This window comes from Pararhizobium antarcticum (genome assembly GCF_001885585.1).
Taxonomy (GTDB): Bacteria; Pseudomonadota; Alphaproteobacteria; order Rhizobiales; family Rhizobiaceae; genus Pararhizobium; species Pararhizobium antarcticum.
Genome location: NZ_LSRP01000091.1, coordinates 1 through 17,643 on the forward strand (window position 1 = coordinate 1; position 17,643 = coordinate 17,643).

Below are 17,643 nucleotides of genomic sequence, written 5' to 3' on the forward strand. Positions count from 1 at the left end.
GAATAGGGCGTCGGGCCGGAGCCCTTGAGCTGGATATCGCGGCGCCTGCCATGCACGTCGATGACCTCGCCGAGCAGGATCGCCCGGCCGTCGCCGAGTTGCGGGTTGAAGCTGCCGAACTGGTGGCCGGAATAGGCCATGGCAAGCGGTTCGGCGCCCTCGGGTATCCGATTTCCGGAAAAGAGCGCGGCGCCGTCCCGCTCCAGCGCCTCGGCGTCGAGGCCAAGCTCTTGCGCCAGCGGCCGGTTGAATTTGATCAGCCAAGGCTCCGCGACCGGCGTCGGATGGACGGCAGCAGAAAAGATCTGGGGCAAGCGCGCATAGCTGTTGTCGAAGGGAATGGGCGCGGTCTGCGCGTGTCTTTTGCCTGTTGCTTCGATCATCCTGCCTGCTCCACTTTCGCCATGCTGTCTTTAAAGCCTGTCTATCAGATAGGAAGGCAGCGACCGCGTCGAAAGGGCAGGCTCAGTTTCTTCCCGTTCCCGGGCCAGTTCGACAAGTTTGACGACGGTGTTGAGGTTGCGCGCCGTTGCATGCCGGATCGCCGGCAGCACGAGCCGCGAGCGGCCGGAACCATTGGGATAATGGACGTAGATCTCGCAGCCGGCGACATGGGCGCGCTCGCCATCCGGCGCCACCAGCCGGTCGAGCGCATCGCGCGGCGCCGGTGCGGAAAGGAAGCTGATCATCAGGTAATTTGGTTTTGCTTCGGGAAACGGATTGCCGGCAATGATTGCCTCCAGTTCCATGCGATCGCGGATCATCACGCCCGGCGCCTTGCCGAGAATGCGGGCAAGCCCGGCATCGAGCGCCTGACCCGCCGCACCCTTCGAGAGATCGCTGCGAAACAGCACATTGCCGCTCTGGATATGGGTCTTCACGTCTCTAAAGCCGAGATCCTCGCACAGCGCCTTGAGCTCTGTCATTTTCAGCGCGCCGGTGCCGCCGACATTGACGGCCCGGAGCAGGGCAATTTGAACGGGCATGGACATTCTCCGCAAATCAGTCCGCAAATCATCTGCGCCGAGAGACTACCGCCGCCAGCCGGTTTGCGCCAAGCAGGAATTGGGCAATCTGCGCCTCAAAGCGCGAACCATTGCGACGCCCCCCGTTCTCCCTTACCTTGATGCCAGAACGGAGATGGCGCCATGAACCAGAAACTCAGCATCACCCTTCCGGCCGAACTGGTCGAGGTCATCAACAGACGTGTCGAGACGGGCGCCTACGCGTCGACAAGCGAGGTTCTGGAGGCTGCGATGCAGCTTTTCCTCGCAGACGAGCGAGCCCATGAAGAGGCGATGGCATCGATCCGCGTCAGGGTGAAGGCCTCGCTGGACGATCCGCGACCAAGGCTCTCGAGTGACGGCATGCGACAGCATCTCGATGGGCTCTTTGAGAAACATCGCCCGTCATGAAATCTTACGGCGTAGAATACACGTCGGAGGCATCTGAAAACATAACCGACCTGTTCGAATATGTTCTCGACCAAAGTCAAAACTACACGACAGCAACGCGTTACATCGATCGGCTCTATGAAAAATGTGAGGCTATCGGCAACGCCCCTTTCGGTGGCGTTGCTCGCGATGACCTATCTGTCGGAACGCGTTTGGCCATCTTTGAGAAAAAGGTGTTGATTCTGTACAGCCTTTTAGAAGACGTGATCGTGATCACGAATGTCTTTCACGGCGCACAGGACTACCTTTCCCTGCTCAGACATGGAAAATCCGAAAGCTGACGATTGGCTCAGATCTTCCCCGCCACCTTGATCGCAAACGCGTATTCGAACGCGATTTCCTCCAGTCGCTGGAACCGTCCGGAGGCACCGCCATGGCCGGCATCCATGTTGGTTTTCAACAGGATCGGTTCGGACCCGGTGGTCATTTCCCGCAGCCGCGCCACCCATTTCGTCGGTTCCCAATAGGTCACGCGCGGATCGGTGAGGCCCGAGAGCGCCAGGATCGCGGGGTAGGGCTTTTCGCCGACATTCTCGTAGGGGCTGTAGGCGGCCATGCGCTGATAGGCTTGTATGTCCTCGATCGGATTGCCCCATTCCGGCCATTCCGGCGGGGTCAGCGGCAGGGTGTCGTCGAGCATGGTGTTGAGCACGTCGACAAACGGCACGGCGGCGATGATGCCCTTGAATTTCTCCGGCGCAAGGTTGGCAATGGCGCCCATCAGCATGCCGCCTGCCGATCCGCCTTCCGCAACGATGTTCGCGTAAGACGTGAACTTCTCCTGATTCAAATAGTCAGCAGCGGCGATGAAGTCGGTGAACGTATTGGTCTTTTTCTCCATCTTGCCATCTTCGTACCACTGGAAACCCTTGTCCTTGCCGCCGCGCACATGGGCGATGGCGTAGACGAAGCCGCGATCGGCAAGCGACAGGCAATTGGTGTTGAACGAAGCCGGGATCGAGATGCCGTAGGCGCCGTAGCCATAGAGCAGGCAGGGTGCCGTGCCGTCGAGCGGCGTATCCTTGCGGTAGAGCAGGGTGACCGGAACCTGCGCGCCGTCGCTGGCGCTCGCAAACACCCTGCGCGTGACGTAGTCGTCCGGATTGTGCCCGGAGGGAACCTCCTGCGTCTTCAAGAGCGTGCGCTCACGCGTTGCCATGTTGTAGTCGTAAAGCTGGCTCGGCGTCGTCATCGAGGAATAGGAAAAGCGGATGATGTCGGTGTCATATTCGGCGGCCCCCTGCAGGCCGAGCGAGAAGGCTTCCTCGTCAAAGGCGATGGCGTGTTCCTCAGCCGTCTGGCGATCGCGGATCTTGATCTGCGGCAGGCCGTTTTCGCGCTCCAGCCAGACGAGATGGCGGGCATAGGCCATGTGGCTGATGATCAGCCGACCGGATGTATGCGGCACGACGTCGGTCCAGTTTTCGCGCGCGGGCGCTGATGCGGGCGCCTGGACGATCTTGAAGTCCTTGGCGCCGTCGGCATTGGTGAGGATGTAGAAGACGTCGCCGCCCTCGGTCATCGAATATTCAAGGCCGGTCTCGCGCTCCGAGACCAGCTTCGGCGCGGCCATCAGGTCGTCGGTCGACAGCAGCCGGTATTCGCTGGTTTCGTGGTCGTGGATGTCGATATAGATGAAATCGTCCAGCGCCGAGGCGCCGACGCCCATGAAGAAACCCGGATCCTCTTCCTCGTAGACCAGCCGGTCGTTTGCCTGCGGCTCGCCGACAATATGGTGGAAGATCTTCGAAGGGCGGTGGTTCTCGTCAAGCACGGTGTAGAAGAAGCTCTTGCCATCCGGTGCCCAGGCGCCGCCGCCGCCGGTGTTCTCGATCACGTCATCCAGGTCTTCGCCGGTCGAAAGATCGCGGATCCGCAGTGTGTAATATTCCGAGCCCTTGTCGTCATAACCCCAGATGCCGCGCGCATGGTCGGTCGAATGGTCGATGCCGGCAAGCCGGAAATAGGCCTTGCCTTCGGCTTCCTTGTCGCCGTCGAGCAGAACGACCCGGTCGCCGCCATCGCGCGGGGTCCGGAAATACCGCGGCTGCTCGCCGCCGGTGACAAACAAGGAGCCATAGGCAAACGGCCCGTCCTTCATCGGGATCGAGGAGTCGTCCTCCTTGATGCGGCCGCGCATTTCGGCAAACAGTGTCTTCTGCAGCGCTTCCGTATCGGCCATCGCCGCCTTCATATAGGTGTTTTCAGCTTCCAGATGCGTGCGGATCTGCGGATCGAGGATCGTCGGATCCTTGAACATCGCCTGCCAGTTGTCGGCGCGCAGCCAGGCATAGTCGTCGGTCCGGGTGACGCCGTGGCGGGTGTCGGTCACGGGCTTTTTTGCGGCGACGGGGGCTGCAGGCAGGCTCTTGAAGATGGACAAGGGATTCTCCGGAATGCGAGGGTCTGTACCGCAGATAGAGGCGGGGGCGGCAAGGTTCAAGCTGAAACCTTGTTCAGGCGGCGATGGCCGTGCGTCGAAGGCGCAGGCCGGCGATCATCGGCGCGCGCTGAACGGCATCGCTCTAAAGGCGCGGCACATAGTCCCGTCCGCCGTCGATGGCATCCGGCCGGCCCGCGAGGAAGAGTTCGCCGATGCGCGGGGCGGTCCGGGCAATCACCTGGCCAGCCTTGATGACGGCGAGCCGGTTTGGTTTGAGGCGCAGCGCCTCCTGCGGATCGGCGGCCTGCAGAATGACAAGATCGGCCTTGCAGCCCTTGTCCAGGCCGTAGCCTTCAAGCCCCATCGTCCGTGCGGAATTGACCGTCAGCGCATCGAAGATCTTCTTCTTGTCCTCGACTCCGGCCATCTGGGCGACATGGATCGCCATGTGGCCGACTTCCAGCATGTCGCCGGAGCCCATCGAATACCAGGGATCCATCACGCAATCATGGCCGAAGGACACATTCAGACCCGCGTCCATCAGTTCACGCACACGGGTCATGCCGCGCCGCTTCGGGTAGCTGTCATGGCGGCCCTGCAGCATGATGTTGATCAGCGGATTGGGGATGACGTTGATCTGCGCCTCCGCCATCAGCGGGATCAACTTGGAGACGTAGTAGTTGTCCATCGAATGCATCGAGGTCAGGTGCGAGCCGGCCACGCGGCCCTGCAATCCGTGGCGGACGGTTTCAGCGGCCAGCGTCTCGATATGCCGCGACATCGGATCGTCGGTCTCGTCGCAATGCATGTCGACCGGCAGGCCGCGCTCTGCAGCGATCCGGCAGAGTGCCTCGACCGACAGCCGGCCGTCCTCCATGGTCCGCTCGAAATGCGGAATGCCGCCAACGATGTCGACGCCCATGTCGAGCGCGCGGGTGAGTGCCGAAACTCCATCCCGGGCGCGGTAGTAGCCGTCCTGCGGAAAGGCGACGAGCTGCAGGTCGATATAGGGCTTGACGCGCGCCTTCACCTCCAGAAGCGCCTCGACCGTGACGAGCCGCGGGTCGGAGGTATCGACATGGCTGCGGATGAACAGCAGGCCCTGCGTCACCGCCAGATCGCAATAACGCAGCGCCCGCTCCACCAGCTCTTCGCGGGTCGCGACCGGCCGCAATTCGCCCCACAGCGTAATGCCTTCGAGCAGCGTGCCGGATACGTTCATCCGGGGCAGGCCGAGCGAAAGCGTCGCATCCATGTGAAAATGCGGATCGACGAAGGGCGGCGTGACCAATCGGCCCGTGGCATCGATTTCCGTGCCGGCCGTCGCCTCGATCCTGCGTTCGACGGCAGCGATCATGCCGCCGGAGATGGCGATGTCGATGCCGCTGCGGCCATCGGCCAGGTTTGCGTTTCGGATGATCAGGTCGAACATCGGTCTGCCTTTCGGTTAGCGTTCGCCGCGGCGATAGGGCTGCATCAGCGCCTGCGGCACGCGGGCCCGGCGCGCCATGATCGCCAGCGCGGCAATGGAGAGGATATAGGGCGTCATCAGGAAGATCTGGTAGGGCACGCCTTCGACAACGGTCTGCAGCCGCAGCTGGAAGGCATCGAAAAAGGCAAACAGCAGCGCGCCGAACAGCGCGCGACCCGGTCGCCAGGAGGAAAACACCACCAGCGCGATGCAGATCCAGCCGCGGCCCTGGACCATGGTCGGAAAGAAGCTGTTGAAGGCCGATAGCGTCAGGAAGGCGCCGCCAACGGCCATCAGCGCGCTGCCGACGATCACCGCGCCATAGCGCACCTTCATCGGATTGACGCCTTGCGCTTCGGCGGCATGCGGGTTTTCGCCGGCCATGCGCACGGCCAGCCCGACCGGCGTGCGGAACAGGACATAGGCCATGACCAGTGCGATGGCGATCGCCAGATAGGTCGGCGCCGTCTGGGTGAAGACGGCCTGGCCGAGAAACGGCAGCGACGACAGGACCGGGATCTCCAGCGGCTGGAAGGGGATGATCGTCGGCGGCGTGCCTGCAACCGGCACGGCCAGGCGAAAGACATAGTAGCTGAAGCTCGAGGCAAACAGCGTCACGCCGAGGCCGCAGACATGCTGCGAAAGGCCGAGCGTCACGGTCAGCAGCGCATGCAGCGCCCCGAACAGGGCGCCGGCGCAGGCGGCCACGAGGATGCCGGTCCACAGGTCCACCCCGTTATAGACGGCGAGCCAGCCGATCATCGCGCCGAAGGTCATGACGCCCTCGATACCGAGATTGAGCACGCCGGCCCGTTCGCTGAGAAGCGCGCCGAGCGTTCCAAAGATCAGCGGCGTGGCAATCCGCAGGATCGCGGCCCACAGGCCGGCCGAAGCGAGGATGTCGATCAGCGTGCTCATCGGCGAACCCTGTACTGCGTGAAGAACAGCGCGACGACCATGGTCAGGAGCGACAGGGCGACCGTCACGTCGGCGATATAGGTCGGGATTCCCAGGCTGCGGCTCATGCCGTCGGCACCGACGAACATGATCGCGGTGAACAGCGCCGCAAAGATCACGCCGACCGGATTGAGGTTGGCGAGCATGGCGACGACGATGCCGGAATAGCCGAAGCCCGGCGACAGGTCAGTGGTCACATAACCCCTGACGCCCATCACCTCGATCGCTCCGGCAAGCCCGGCAAGGCCACCCGACAGGCAGGCGACCTTGAACAGCGTGCGACTGAGCGGCACGCCGGCAAACACGGCTCCCTGCGGATTGAGACCGGCGGCGCGCGACTGCAGGCCAAACACCGTGCGCGACTGGACGAAGGCGATGATGAAGGCCAGCACCACCGCAATGGCAAGGCCGATATGCAGCCGCGAACGCGACACCAGCTTCGGCAGCATGGCATGGTCGGCGACAGACTGGGACTGCGGCCAGCCGAAGGCCAGCGGATCCTTCAGGATGCCGTCGACCAGCATCGAGACGATCAGCACCGCGATGAAATTCATGAGCAGGCTGGTCACCACTTCATCCACCGAAAACCGCAGCCGAAGCCAGAGCGGGATGAGGATCAGCACCATGCCGGCCAGCGCACCGATCACCAGGAGAACCGGAATGAGGATCGGTCCGGGCAGGCCGGCGAGCAATTGCGAGCCGAAGGCAGCGACCGCAAGCGCGCCGAGATAGAACTGGCCCTCGGCGCCGATATTCCACAGCCGGGCCCGGAAGGCGACGGCGGCGGCAAGCCCGGTCAGCATCAGAGGCGTTGCCCGGGTCAAGGTTTCGGTGGCTGATAGCCGCGAGCCGAAAGCGCCGATCAGGATGCGCCTGTAGGCCTCTAGCACCGGGGCACCGGCAATGGCGATCAGGATGCCGGACAGCGCCAGCGCAACGACAATGGCGGCAAAGGGCGCCCCGACAAGCAGAAGCAGCGACCGCTGTTCGCGTCTCTCAAACCGCATGGGCGACCTCCGAACCGTTGTCCCAGTCGCCGGCCATCATCAGGCCGAGTTGCCGCGCATCGGCCTGTTCGGCAACGACCGGCGGCGACAGCCGGCCGCCGACGATCGCCTGGATGCGGTCGGCAAGCGAAATCACCTCGTCGAGATCCTCGGAGATCAGAAGAACGGCGGTGCCGGCCTTGCGGGCTTCAAGAATACGCGCATGCACGGCGACGACGGCCCCTTCGTCGAGCCCGCGCGCCGGTTGCGCCGCGATCAGGATCCGGGGGCGCTGCGACAGATTGCGGCCAAGGATCAGCTTCTGCATGTTGCCGCCTGACAGCAGCCGGGTGCGGCTGGCCGGGTTTCCGCCGCGCACATCGAACTGCTCGATGATCGCGCCGGCAAACGCCATTGCAGCCTTGCGATCGACCAGCCCGGCGCTTGCATAGGCCGGCAGGCGCTCGAGCACGGCATTTTCCCAGATGGCCATTTCGCCGATCGCGCCTTCGCCATTGCGGTCTTCGGGAATGCGGCCGATCCCGGCGTCAACGACATCGGCGACGCTGAGATTGCCGACAGGCTGGCCATAGAGCAGGAGGTCGCCGGAGGTGCGGGCCAGCGTGCCCGAGAGCAGGCGGGCAAGCGGCGCCTGGCCATTGCCGGAGACCCCGACAATGCCCAGTACCTCGCCGGCATGCAGCGAAAATCCAACATTCTGCAGCCGTTCGACCCCGCCGATCCGGACACCGACATTGCGTGCTTCCAGAACCACCGCGCCGGGCGCCGAGGGCTCGCGCACCGGCCGCGTCACCCGCCGGCCGATCATCAGCTCCGCCAGTTCGGCCTTGCTGGTGTCCGCCGCCTTGCGTTCGGCGACCATCCGGCCACCGCGCAGCACCACGATGCGGTCGGCGGCCGCCATGACCTCGTCGAGCTTGTGGGAGATGAAGATCAGCGACAGGCCCTGTCGTGCCATGTCCCGCAGCGTCGTGAACAGCCGCTCGGCCTCGATATTGGTCAGCACCGCCGTCGGCTCGTCGAGGATCAGGATGCGCGCATCATTGTAGAGCGCCTTCAGGATCTCGACCCGTTGCTGCTCGCCGACGGACAGGTCGCCAAGCCGCGCATCGGCATCCACCTTGAGGCCGAAGCGTTCGGAAATAGCCAGCAGTTTCCGGCGCGCCCCGGTCGTGCCCGAGCGCAGCCGCCAGAGCTTTTCGGTGCCGGTCATAATGTTTTCGAGCACGGTCAGATTGGCCGCCAGCGAGAAATGCTGGTGCACCATGCCGACACCGGCGCGGATCGCGGCACGCGGCGTGCCGGTCGGCAATTCCACACCGTCGATCCGGATGGAGCCGGCATCGGGCACATAATGGCCAAACAGGATGTTCATCAGCGTGGTCTTGCCGGCACCGTTCTCGCCGAGCAGCGCCACGACCTCGCCCTTGGCCAGCGCCATGGAAATCCCGTCATTGGCGAGATTGTCGCCGAAGCGCTTGGAGATGCCGTCGATTTCGAGAACGGGTGCGGTCATGGGGTGAGCCCTGCCACGGGAAAGCGGTGTTGCCAACGGTCTTCGGCTTCAAGCCGGGCGGCCAGCGCCAGCAGGAGAAGATCGTTCCCCATCGGCGCCATGATCTGCACGGGCAAGGGCAGGCCTGTCGCATCCGCGCCGAATGGCAGCGTGATGGCCGGGAAGCCGGAAATATTGGCGAGCGATGCCAGCGGCGCGAATGCGGCCATGCGGGCGAGTTGCAGGTCCGGATCGTCATGGTCCGTCGGAAACGACCCGAGGGGCAGGGGCGCGCCTGATAGCATCGGGGTGAGCAGGCAATCCACACCCCCGAACATCTCCCAGAGTGCACGGCTGGCATGCACGCCGGCATCAAGCGACGCCCAGAGGGACTGGCCGGTCATCGCCCTGCCACGTCGGACGAAGGCCTGGGTCAGCGGTTCCGCGCGCTCCGGGACCAGCCCTGCGGCATCGACGTAATTTGCCAGATTGACGGCGATGATATCGCCCAGCACGTCGCCAGAGGCTGCCACGCTTTTCTGCAGCCGGTCCCAGGGGACCTGAACGATGGCGTGCCCTTCGGCCTCCAGCGCGCGGGCTGCGGCTTCAACCGCTGCGGCACGGTGCGGATCGATCGCAAAATCGCACCCGCAGTCTGTGAGGAGACCGACGCGCAGTTTGCCGCTGGCGGCCGCCAGCATCCTTGGGTCGGCAAAGGGTCCGCGGGCAAGGCCGCCGGCCACCTGAAAAAGGCTGGCGAGGTCGCGCACGGAGCGGCAGACAGCCAGCTCACTGGCGATGCCGCCGAGATGATTGCCGAATGTGGGGCCGGCCGGCATGACGCCGCGGCTCGCCTTCAGCCCGACAAGGCCGCAGCAGGCGGCAGGGACCCGGATCGAGCCACCCGCATCGGTCGCATGGGCAATGGCGACGATGCCTGCGGCAACCGCAGCGGCAGCCCCTCCCGATGAACCGCCTGCTGTGAGCTGCGGATCGAGGGGATTGCGGCAGATCGGTCCGGTGGCGGGTTCGCTGGCGAGCGACAACCCCATTTCCGGCACGGTCGTCAGGCCGAAGAAGCAGAGGCCGGAGGCGCGCAACCGCAAAGCGAGATCGCTGTCGCCAGCCTGTTCCATCGCGCGATCCAGCATGGACGAGCCTGCCGCGACCGGAAGTCCGGAAAAGGGTCCGCCAAGATCCTTGCCAAGGCTTGGAACGCCGGCAAAGGGCATGCTGTCGGGATCAGGAGCCGTCATGCGCTCGTCCATGTCGCGTGCGGCTTTCAGCCCGAGATCACGGTCGAGAACGACGATGGCGCCGAGGTCGGCTTGGCGCTCCGCCTGCATGAGCGATGCCTGCATCGCCTCGACGGCACTCAGGCGACCCTTGCGGATCGCCTGAGCCAGGAATGTCGCGTCATTGCGCATTGAGCGGGCGACTACTTCGGCTCGTCCATGGTCTTGGGAACCTCGAACGCGCCCGACTTGATGTCCGCGCGCACTTTCTCCATTGCGGCTTCGGCTTCGCTGGAGGCTGCGCCCTTGACGTAGACGATGTCGCTGCCGCCTTCCTTCATCAGGCCAAAGGCCGTGTAGTTCTTGCCCACCGGTTTGCCGGCGGCGACGTCGGCGATGGCTGCGTTGAGGATCGGACGGAAGCCCCAGAGCGCATTGGCAAACACCGTCTCAGGATAACGCGGCGAATAGTCGATCAGCGACCCGACGGCCTTGATGCCGCGCTCCTTGGCGGCGTCTGCCGTGCCGATGCGCTCGCCAAACAGGATGTCGGCACCGGAATCGATCTGGGCCAGGCCGGCTTCGCGGGCCTTTGGCGGGTCAAAGAAGGTGCCGATGAAGGCAACGAGATGCTTGGCATCCGGGTTCACCGCCTTGACGCCCGCGGCAAAGGCGTTGATCAGCATGTTGACCTCGGGGATCGGGATGGCGCCGACGGAGCCGACAATGTTGGATTTCGTCATCTTGCCGGCAAGCATGCCGGCGAGATAGGCGCCGTCATGGTTCCAGGTGCCGAAGACGCCGAAATTGCTGCCTTCCTCATTGCCGCTGGAGCCGAGCACAAAAGCAGTGTCGGGGTAATCGGCCGCCACCAGGCGGGCTTCCTTTTCCACCGCATAGGCTTCGCCGATGATCAGCTTGTTGCCCTGCTCGGCATATTCGCGCATGGCGCGCGGATAGTCCGTGCCCGAAACGCCCTCGGAGAAGACATATTCGATGACACCGTCCTTGGCGGCGGCCTGCAGCGCCGCATGGAGACAGGAGTTCCAGGCGTTTTCGACCGGCGAGGCATGGATGCCGGCAACCTTCAGCGGGGCTGCGGCCCGCGCCATGGGGGCCAGCGCACTGACGCCGAGCGCGATTCCGGATGCAAGCACGGCACGACGAGAGAGAATGACTTCGCGGTTCATGGCTGTTCCCTTTTTTACCATTTGGTTTAAAAAAATCATAGGTAGAGGCCAAAAAAGTGTCAAGCGACGTTGCTGGTCAAAAAATACGCAAAATCCGGCTTATGCAGGCATTTCCGGCGTTCAGGAGGCTGCCAAGTCTGCGCGCCGCAGTGCACCGCTTCCCCGCCCTTCCAAAACACGGCAGGCAACCGCCCGCAGAGGCACAAACAGGACTGCTCCGTCCGTCCGTTTCGCCCCTGTCGGCCTCAGGGTTTCGTCTATGGATTTTAACCGTACATTAGCGCAATTGCGTCATCTTGCACTGCAATAGCGCGATGTTCGTTCTGCGGCGCCGGACCAGAGGCATCAGGCCTTGATCTCCTTTTTTATCGAGCTTGCGGGCCAAGCCCCGCCGGAGTGCAGCCATGACGTTTCGCAACTTTTCCATCCTTCAAAAGATCGGCCTTGTCGTTTTTGTCATGGGCCTGTCATCGGTGGCCATTGCCTCCGTCGGCGCCTACGGCATTTCGGCGCTGGCCTCGGCCATGGTCAGTGTCGGTGCCAAGGAGGAGGTGGCCCGCGAGGCCATGGATCTGCGTGTCGACATCATCGCCATCAGCCGCATGACCTACCAGCTGGCGGCAAAGCCGGACAAGGCGGCGGACTTCCGGGCCGAGACGGAGAAGCGCTCGACGGAAATGCTGGAACGCCTGCCGAAGATCGAAGCGACCGCCGACGCCACCGAAATCAAGCAGCTGCAGGCAATCCGCACGACGCTGGAAAGCTATTTTTCCGAAATCCGCGCCATGGTCGACCTGGCCGAAAAGAACCCGGGTGATGCGACGGTGATCGACGGCGCGCTCGACAAGGCCCTGGCCGCCCAGAAGATCGTCACCACCACGGTCAAGGAATACAGCACCTATTCGGGTACCTCGCTGGCCACTGCCCGCGCCGATGCGCTCGATGCCTCCTCCGTCGCTCTGCTGATTGCCGCCGGCTCGGCTGCAGCCTGCATCGTCTTCGGTGCCGTGGTCAGCCTGCTTGTCGCACGCCGCGGCATCTCCACCCCGGTTCGCGAACTGACAGCCGCCATGAGCAGCCTTGCAGACGGCAATCTTGACAGCACCGGAACCGATGTCGACCGCAAGGACGAGATCGGCGAAATGGCCCGCGCGGTCGAAATCTTCCGCCGCAATGCACTGGTGATCCGCGATATGAAGGCGCAGGAAGTAGCCCTGCAGGCGCTGAGCAGCGATCTCCAGTCCAGCATCAGCGCGGTTGTCGCTGCGGCTGTCGCCGGCGATTTCACCGGCCGCATCGGCAAGGACTACCAGAACGACGATCTCAACCGCTTCGCCGGCAGCGTCAACGAACTGGTCGGCAGCATTGACCTCGCCGTCGCAGAAGTTCGCCGCGTCATCGCAGCGCTGGCCGATGCCGACCTGTGCGAGAGCATGAACGGCCAGTTCCAGGGCGCCTTTGCCGAGCTGCAGAGCAATGTCAACGCCACCATGGTTACTCTGCGCTCGACCATGCAGAACGTTCGCGGCGCGGCCGGCACGATCAAGGACAGCTCGGCCGAGCTGAGTTCGGCCGCCAACGACCTGTCCAAGCGCACCGAACAGCAGGCGGCAGCGCTCGAGGAGACGGCAGCCGCGCTCGACGAGATCACCGCCACGGTCCGGCAGTCCTCCGCCCGCGCCAACGAAGCCCGCGACATGGTGCGCGACACCAAGAACAGTGCCGGCAAGTCGGGCGAGATCGTCCGCAGCGCCGTCAGCGCCATGGGCCGGATTGAAGATTCGTCCAGCAAGATCAGCCAGATCATCGGCGTCATCGACGAAATCGCCTTCCAGACAAACCTGCTGGCCCTGAACGCCGGTGTCGAGGCTGCCCGCGCGGGTGATGCCGGCCGCGGTTTTGCTGTTGTCGCCCAGGAAGTCCGGGAACTGGCACAGCGCTCGGCCGGTGCCGCCAAGGAGATCAAGACGCTGATCAGCGCCTCGGCCTCCGAAGTCGGCGGCGGTGTCGCCCTGGTGCGGGCCACCGGCGATGCGCTGGTGGAGATCGAACAGCTGGTGCTCAAGGTCAACGACCATGTCGAGAGCATCGCCACGGCCTCGCGCGAGCAGGCAACGGCGCTCGCCGAGATCAACACCTCGGTCAACCAGATGGACCAGATGACCCAGAAGAACGCCGCCATGGTCGAGGAAACCACGGCCGCCAGCGAAACGCTTGCCGATGAAAGCCGCCAGCTCCAGACGCTGCTGGCCCGCTTCAAGCTCGAGCAGTCGCCCTCGTCGCAGGGCTATGGCCGCCGCGCCGCCTGAACGGCAAAAATACCCGTTTGACAAGATCAAGCCCTGCACGCCTAAATGGTTTGCGGGGCTTTTTGATGCGCCCGCCAGCGGCAACCTTTTCCACGCGGAGCCGAACGAGATGCGCCCGAGGCTTTTGATCATCGCAGCGATCGCCATGCTCGCCGCCTGTGGCGCGCGGAACGAGGCGAACTGCGTTGTCACCCCGAACAATCTGGTCGAATGCGGCACGCCGGTGATCCCGCCTGTTCCCGAGGGAACCGGCGATGCCGCCCCCATCCGGTAAAACCGCATCAGGGACGATAAACCGGTCGGCAAAGCCTGGCCGAGGAGGAGACAAGCATGAACATCCTGATCAAAATCGCACTGGCGGCTGCAGCTTTGGCCATCGCCGCACCGGCAGCGATCGCCAATACATTCGTTGCATGGCAGGTTACCGACGTCGCCTGGAACGACGTGCTGAACGCGCGCGCCTGGCCGTCATCACAGTCGGCCGTGCGTGCCGCCTATCCGAACGGAACGGCGCTGCAGATGACCGGCCGCTGCATGAACGGCACCGATCTCAACGATATTTCCAGCTGGTCGCCGGGCGCCCAGCGCAAGGCAGTCCGCTCCACCTGGTGCCAGATCTGGCATGATCCGGGCCAGAATGGCGACTGGCAGACCGGCTGGGTCTACGGCCGCTATATCAAGCCGATGGGCTGGTGAGCGTTTTTGGTCGATCACTGCAGTGAAGAAGGGACCAAGCGGATACCAGGCGGCGCGATGGTGGCGGCACATCGCTACCCAACCCCTGCGCGGCTTCGATCCATGCGCCAATCGGCGCGTGGGTTCCTGCGCATGTCTTCAAGGCGATCTGTCATATGTTTTCCGGGTTGCCTGATTAAGTGCCGAAAAAGTCTGTCTCCTTCAATCGCCGGTGCGTCCAGGACGTTTCCGCTCTCTTTGGAAACCCTTACACCGCCAGCTTCAGCCCGATGCCCCAGGGATCAACAAGGGAGATGATGTCGCCCGTCCGGGTCGTCGGGATGTCGAGTTCGTCGAGTTTGGCCACGGCTGTTGCAAGCCTCGCCGGATCATTGAAATGCACGGTGTAGTCTGCAAGGCCGGTCATGTTGGCCTGGCGCTTTGCTGCGCCGCGCGAGTTCCAGGTGTTGGCGGCGATGTGATGGTGGTACTTGCCGGAAGCGAAGAAACTGGCGCCCGGATAGGTGGCCATCAGATCGAGGCCGAGAACATCGCGGAAAAAGCCATCGGCCTGCGGGATGTCGGAGACCTGCAGGTGGATATGGCCGATCGCCGCGCCGTCCGGCATGCCGCGCCAGGCATCCTTGTCGGCTTCGTCATAGAGCTTCTGCAGGTCGAGCGGCAGCGTCGCCATCTTGACCATGCCGTCCTGCACGTAGCTCCAGTCCTCGCGCGGCCGGTCGCGATAGACCTCGATGCCGTTGCCCTCGGGGTCGGCCAGATAGATCGCCTCGCTGACCAGATGGTCGGAGGCGCCCTGCAGTGGCGTGTTGTTGTGGGCGATATGGGCCAGCCAGCGGCCAAGCTCGGCCCGGTCCGGCATCAGGAACGCCGTGTGGAACAGGCCGGGTGCATTCTGCGGCGCCCTGGCCGCATCGCCGGCCGTGGTCAGCGTCAGCAACGGCCGCCCGCCGACGCCGAGCACGTCGCCGCTTGCGGTCTTCTCGATCGGCTTCAGCCCCATGATCGACTGGTACCAGGACGAGACCATCGGCAGGTCGCGCACGACGAGATGCGAGTGATCGACATAGGCCGGCATGGTAACGGCATGGGTGGCGGGAAAAGCGGTCATCATTTTGCTTTCTGCAAAAGCCCTCACGGGCGTTCCGGCGACGATGGCGGCAGTGGCCGAGGCCTTGAGGAAATCGCGTCTGTCTATGCCGGTCATAGTCGGTCCCCAGGTGTCATTCGCGTCCGATCATGGACCAGGTTCGGCGTTCAAGAAAGCCGTCGTGTCGGCGATGTACTGTTCTCAGAATGTTGACAATCACGAGATTGGGATATCGTCGCTGCCGATGATCTCTGCAGCGTCCGACCCGAAAACAGGAGAATGCCGCAGGCAGCGCGGTTGCGGGCGCAAGCCACCTGCACACACGGTCTCCGTTTGTTGTCCGCTGTTGCGGAAATTGATCCACCCGGCACGCTCTGGTCTTTTTCGATTAATCATCCTGTGGCAGACTGCGTTGGTATCGCAGTGCAAAAAAGTCGTTTTTGCCGTCTAGGGTGGCTGGATCGTTGTCGGGTAAAGAGGAAACCGTGGAGATCAAGGGTATCAAGTGGAACTACGACCGCAGCGAACTGATCGCCGATGGTGTCGTGCACGGCATCGGCCTGGTCTGCGCCCTGATCGGCGTCACGGCCCTGATTTTTTACGCGACACTGTGGAGTTCGTCGGGCCAGCTGGTGGCGGCCTGGATCTACAGCGCCGGTCTCGTGGCGACGATCTCGATCTCCTTCATCTACAATCTCTGGCCGGTCTCGCAGACCAAGTGGTTCCTGCGCCGGTTTGACCACTCGTCGATCTTCATCCTGATCGCGGCGACCTATACGCCCTTCCTGCAGCGCGGCTGGCAGGACCCCTACCTCTTCGGCATGCTGATCGGCATCTGGAGCATTGCATTCATCGGTGTGTTCATCAAATGCGTGTTTCCCGGCCGTTATGATCGGCTGGCGATCCTCTTGTATCTTGCCATGGGCTGGAGCGGCGTCTTCGCTGCCGGGCCGCTTCTGTCGCAACTGTCGGTCACGACGATGACACTGATCGTCATCGGCGGCATCATCTATTCGGCCGGCGTCATTTTCCACGTCTGGGAAAAACTGCGCTTCCAGAACGCCATCTGGCATGGCTTCGTGATCACGGCCGCAGCGGTGCATTATTCCGCCGTCCTGTCCTGCATCAGTGCTTCCACCGGATCCTGAGCCGCTTTCCGGTCCGCTCTTTCCCCGCACATTTCCGTTTATGAGTGCATGCTTATTTTGCAGCGCCCACCATTTTGCGAGCGGATTGCGGTTGAAAAAGTTCAAAACTCGTTACAGTTTTGGTAGTGTGCGTCCTATATAGACTGTTGATCGGGATCTGCGTTCGGCCGTCAGACGTCTCGTCTTCGTCTCAAAGACCAAAATGCGAGGCGCCACGCGGTACCAACAAGCAAGATCCCGGCAAGCAGGGATCGATATTGGCTACGCTGAATATCATGCCTCTGCGATGATCAGGCCGCTTGCGCAGTGGGAGGTGCGTTCGATGGAAAAGTTGAGAGAGGGCGGTTCAGAACGCGCTTTTGACAGTCCGGAACACTGGACCGGGAACCTTACACGGGTTTCGGAGGAGGGCGCCTGCAGCGATGCTGCGGAGAATGCCGGCAAGGGCCGCAGGTGGTCAATCATCCTGATCTTTGCCCTTGTGCCGCTCGTTTTGCTCGTGACCGTGCTGCTGGGTGGCTTTGTGCTGGTATCCATTGCTTTTGGTGCGGAGCAAACCGAACTGCTCGCCGCCCATTCCGACACGGACCATCTTCAATTCTGAATGCGGTAGATCGCCATTTCCGGCCTCCCGCACGTCCACAAGCAGACGCCAGAGGAACGGCAAGATCCGGGGCAGGGCAATCCCCTGCAAACGCCCGGATTTGCGCTTCTTACGTTTCCGCGGGCTCGAAGGTCAGCGCCACGCCGTTCATGCAGTAACGCAAGCCCGTCGGCGCAGGACCATCGGGGAAGACATGGCCGAGATGCGCGTCGCAATCGGCACAGCGGATTTCCGTGCGCGTCATGCCATAGGCGGTGTCGCGGTGTTCATCGACGGCATCCGTCGAGATCGGCTGGGTGAAGCTCGGCCAGCCGGTGCCCGAATTGAATTTCGTGTCGGAGCCGTAAAGCGTTTTCCCACAGCAGACACAGTGGTACGTGCCCTTCTTGCCGAGATCGAAATCCGGGCTCGAAAAGGCGCGTTCCGTGCCGTGCTGGCGGGTGATGCGATACTGTTCCGGTGTCAGCAGGGCGCGCCATTCGGCATCGGTTTTTTCGACTTTCAGGGTTTTGGTGTCAGCCATCGTCACTCTCCTTGTCGCTTGCTGTCCATATAGGAAGCGACAGTCGATCCGGCAATCGCTGTGGCTTTCGGCAGAGCGTCA

18 protein-coding genes are annotated in these 17,643 nt (G+C 63.1%); 7 read left to right on the forward strand and 11 right to left on the reverse strand.

Going from position 1 to position 17,643, the window contains the following annotated elements; genetic code table 11:
• Together AX760_RS14300 and AX760_RS14305 are read right to left on the reverse strand one after the other, a co-directional pair.
• Positions 1 to 383 (reverse strand): protein adenylyltransferase SelO family protein (locus AX760_RS14300; protein ID WP_175552065.1); only part of this gene is annotated, 383 nt, incomplete at its 3' end.
• 30 nt (positions 384 to 413) lie between these two features.
• Positions 414 to 986: a DUF1697 domain-containing protein gene (locus AX760_RS14305; protein ID WP_071833601.1), complete on the reverse strand. Its 573-nt coding sequence runs from the start codon at positions 984 to 986 to the stop codon at positions 414 to 416.
• A 162-nt stretch (positions 987 to 1,148) separates the two neighbouring features.
• Here AX760_RS14305 and AX760_RS14310 point away from each other — a divergent pair, with 162 nt between their 5' ends.
• Together AX760_RS14310 and AX760_RS14315 are read left to right on the forward strand one after the other, a co-directional pair.
• Positions 1,149 to 1,415, forward strand: coding sequence for a ribbon-helix-helix domain-containing protein (locus AX760_RS14310; RefSeq protein WP_071833602.1), 267 nt, complete (start codon positions 1,149 to 1,151; stop codon positions 1,413 to 1,415).
• Positions 1,412 to 1,735 carry a type II toxin-antitoxin system RelE/ParE family toxin gene (locus tag AX760_RS14315; protein ID WP_071833603.1) on the forward strand — a complete coding sequence of 108 codons (324 nt, stop codon included), beginning with the start codon at positions 1,412 to 1,414 and terminating at the stop codon, positions 1,733 to 1,735. Before AX760_RS14310 ends, AX760_RS14315 begins: the two co-directional genes overlap by 4 nt.
• 8 nt (positions 1,736 to 1,743) lie before the next feature.
• Here AX760_RS14315 and AX760_RS14320 read toward each other — a convergent pair whose 3' ends face one another.
• From AX760_RS14320 to AX760_RS14350, 7 genes are all read right to left on the reverse strand, one after another.
• Positions 1,744 to 3,837 (reverse strand): S9 family peptidase, encoded by a 2,094-nt coding sequence (locus AX760_RS14320; RefSeq protein WP_071833604.1) that lies wholly within the window; start codon positions 3,835 to 3,837, stop codon positions 1,744 to 1,746.
• Positions 3,838 to 3,979: 142 nt separating this feature from the next.
• Entirely contained in the window at positions 3,980 to 5,269 is a 1,290-nt protein-coding gene (locus tag AX760_RS14325; RefSeq protein ID WP_071833605.1) for an amidohydrolase family protein, read from the reverse strand.
• A 15-nt stretch (positions 5,270 to 5,284) separates the two neighbouring features.
• Positions 5,285 to 6,226, reverse strand: a complete 942-nt coding sequence (locus AX760_RS14330) for an ABC transporter permease (RefSeq protein ID WP_071833606.1) — start codon at positions 6,224 to 6,226, stop codon at positions 5,285 to 5,287.
• Complete coding sequence (locus AX760_RS14335; protein WP_071833607.1) at positions 6,223 to 7,272, reverse strand: ABC transporter permease; 1,050 nt, start codon at positions 7,270 to 7,272, stop codon at positions 6,223 to 6,225. Before AX760_RS14335 ends, AX760_RS14330 begins: the two co-directional genes overlap by 4 nt.
• Positions 7,262 to 8,788, reverse strand: a complete 1,527-nt coding sequence (locus AX760_RS14340) for an ABC transporter ATP-binding protein (RefSeq protein ID WP_071833608.1) — start codon at positions 8,786 to 8,788, stop codon at positions 7,262 to 7,264. The genes AX760_RS14335 and AX760_RS14340 overlap by 11 nt, the downstream gene beginning before the upstream one ends.
• Positions 8,785 to 10,194, reverse strand: a complete 1,410-nt coding sequence (locus tag AX760_RS14345; RefSeq protein WP_071833609.1) for an amidase — start codon at positions 10,192 to 10,194, stop codon at positions 8,785 to 8,787. The genes AX760_RS14340 and AX760_RS14345 overlap by 4 nt, the downstream gene beginning before the upstream one ends.
• Positions 10,195 to 10,205: 11 nt before the next feature.
• Positions 10,206 to 11,192 carry a BMP family protein gene (locus AX760_RS14350; protein ID WP_071833610.1) on the reverse strand — a complete coding sequence of 329 codons (987 nt, stop codon included), beginning with the start codon at positions 11,190 to 11,192 and terminating at the stop codon, positions 10,206 to 10,208.
• Between the two features lie 404 nt (positions 11,193 to 11,596).
• Here AX760_RS14350 and AX760_RS14355 point away from each other — a divergent pair, with 404 nt between their 5' ends.
• The 3 genes from AX760_RS14355 to AX760_RS14365 all read left to right on the forward strand — a co-directional run bounded on the left by AX760_RS14355 (position 11,597) and on the right by AX760_RS14365 (position 14,197).
• The gene (locus AX760_RS14355; RefSeq protein ID WP_071833611.1) at positions 11,597 to 13,501 is read left to right on the forward strand and encodes a HAMP domain-containing methyl-accepting chemotaxis protein; all 1,905 of its coding nucleotides are present in this window, start codon (positions 11,597 to 11,599) and stop codon (positions 13,499 to 13,501) included.
• 109 nt (positions 13,502 to 13,610) lie between these two features.
• A complete protein-coding gene (locus AX760_RS27225; RefSeq protein ID WP_175552066.1) occupies positions 13,611 to 13,775 on the forward strand; it encodes a hypothetical protein in 165 nt (54 codons plus the stop codon).
• Between the two features lie 56 nt (positions 13,776 to 13,831).
• Positions 13,832 to 14,197 (forward strand): SH3 domain-containing protein, encoded by a 366-nt coding sequence (locus AX760_RS14365; protein ID WP_071833613.1) that lies wholly within the window; start codon positions 13,832 to 13,834, stop codon positions 14,195 to 14,197.
• A 247-nt stretch (positions 14,198 to 14,444) separates the two neighbouring features.
• Here AX760_RS14365 and AX760_RS14370 read toward each other — a convergent pair whose 3' ends face one another.
• Positions 14,445 to 15,395, reverse strand: coding sequence for a VOC family protein (locus tag AX760_RS14370; protein ID WP_071833652.1), 951 nt, complete (start codon positions 15,393 to 15,395; stop codon positions 14,445 to 14,447).
• Between the two features lie 377 nt (positions 15,396 to 15,772).
• On the opposite strand from AX760_RS14370, the gene trhA reads away from it, so the two are divergent.
• Both trhA and AX760_RS14380 read left to right on the forward strand, forming a co-directional pair.
• Positions 15,773 to 16,435: a PAQR family membrane homeostasis protein TrhA gene (gene trhA, locus AX760_RS14375; RefSeq protein ID WP_071833614.1), complete on the forward strand. Its 663-nt coding sequence runs from the start codon at positions 15,773 to 15,775 to the stop codon at positions 16,433 to 16,435.
• Positions 16,436 to 16,757: 322 nt separating this feature from the next.
• Positions 16,758 to 17,039: a hypothetical protein gene (locus AX760_RS14380; RefSeq protein ID WP_139275994.1), complete on the forward strand. Its 282-nt coding sequence runs from the start codon at positions 16,758 to 16,760 to the stop codon at positions 17,037 to 17,039.
• A gap of 109 nt (positions 17,040 to 17,148) precedes the next feature.
• On the opposite strand, the gene msrB is transcribed toward AX760_RS14380, so the two are convergent.
• On the reverse strand, positions 17,149 to 17,562 hold the full coding sequence (gene msrB / locus AX760_RS14385) for a peptide-methionine (R)-S-oxide reductase MsrB (protein WP_071833616.1): 414 nt from the start codon (positions 17,560 to 17,562) through the stop codon (positions 17,149 to 17,151).
• Between the last annotated feature and the right edge of the window lie 81 nt (positions 17,563 to 17,643).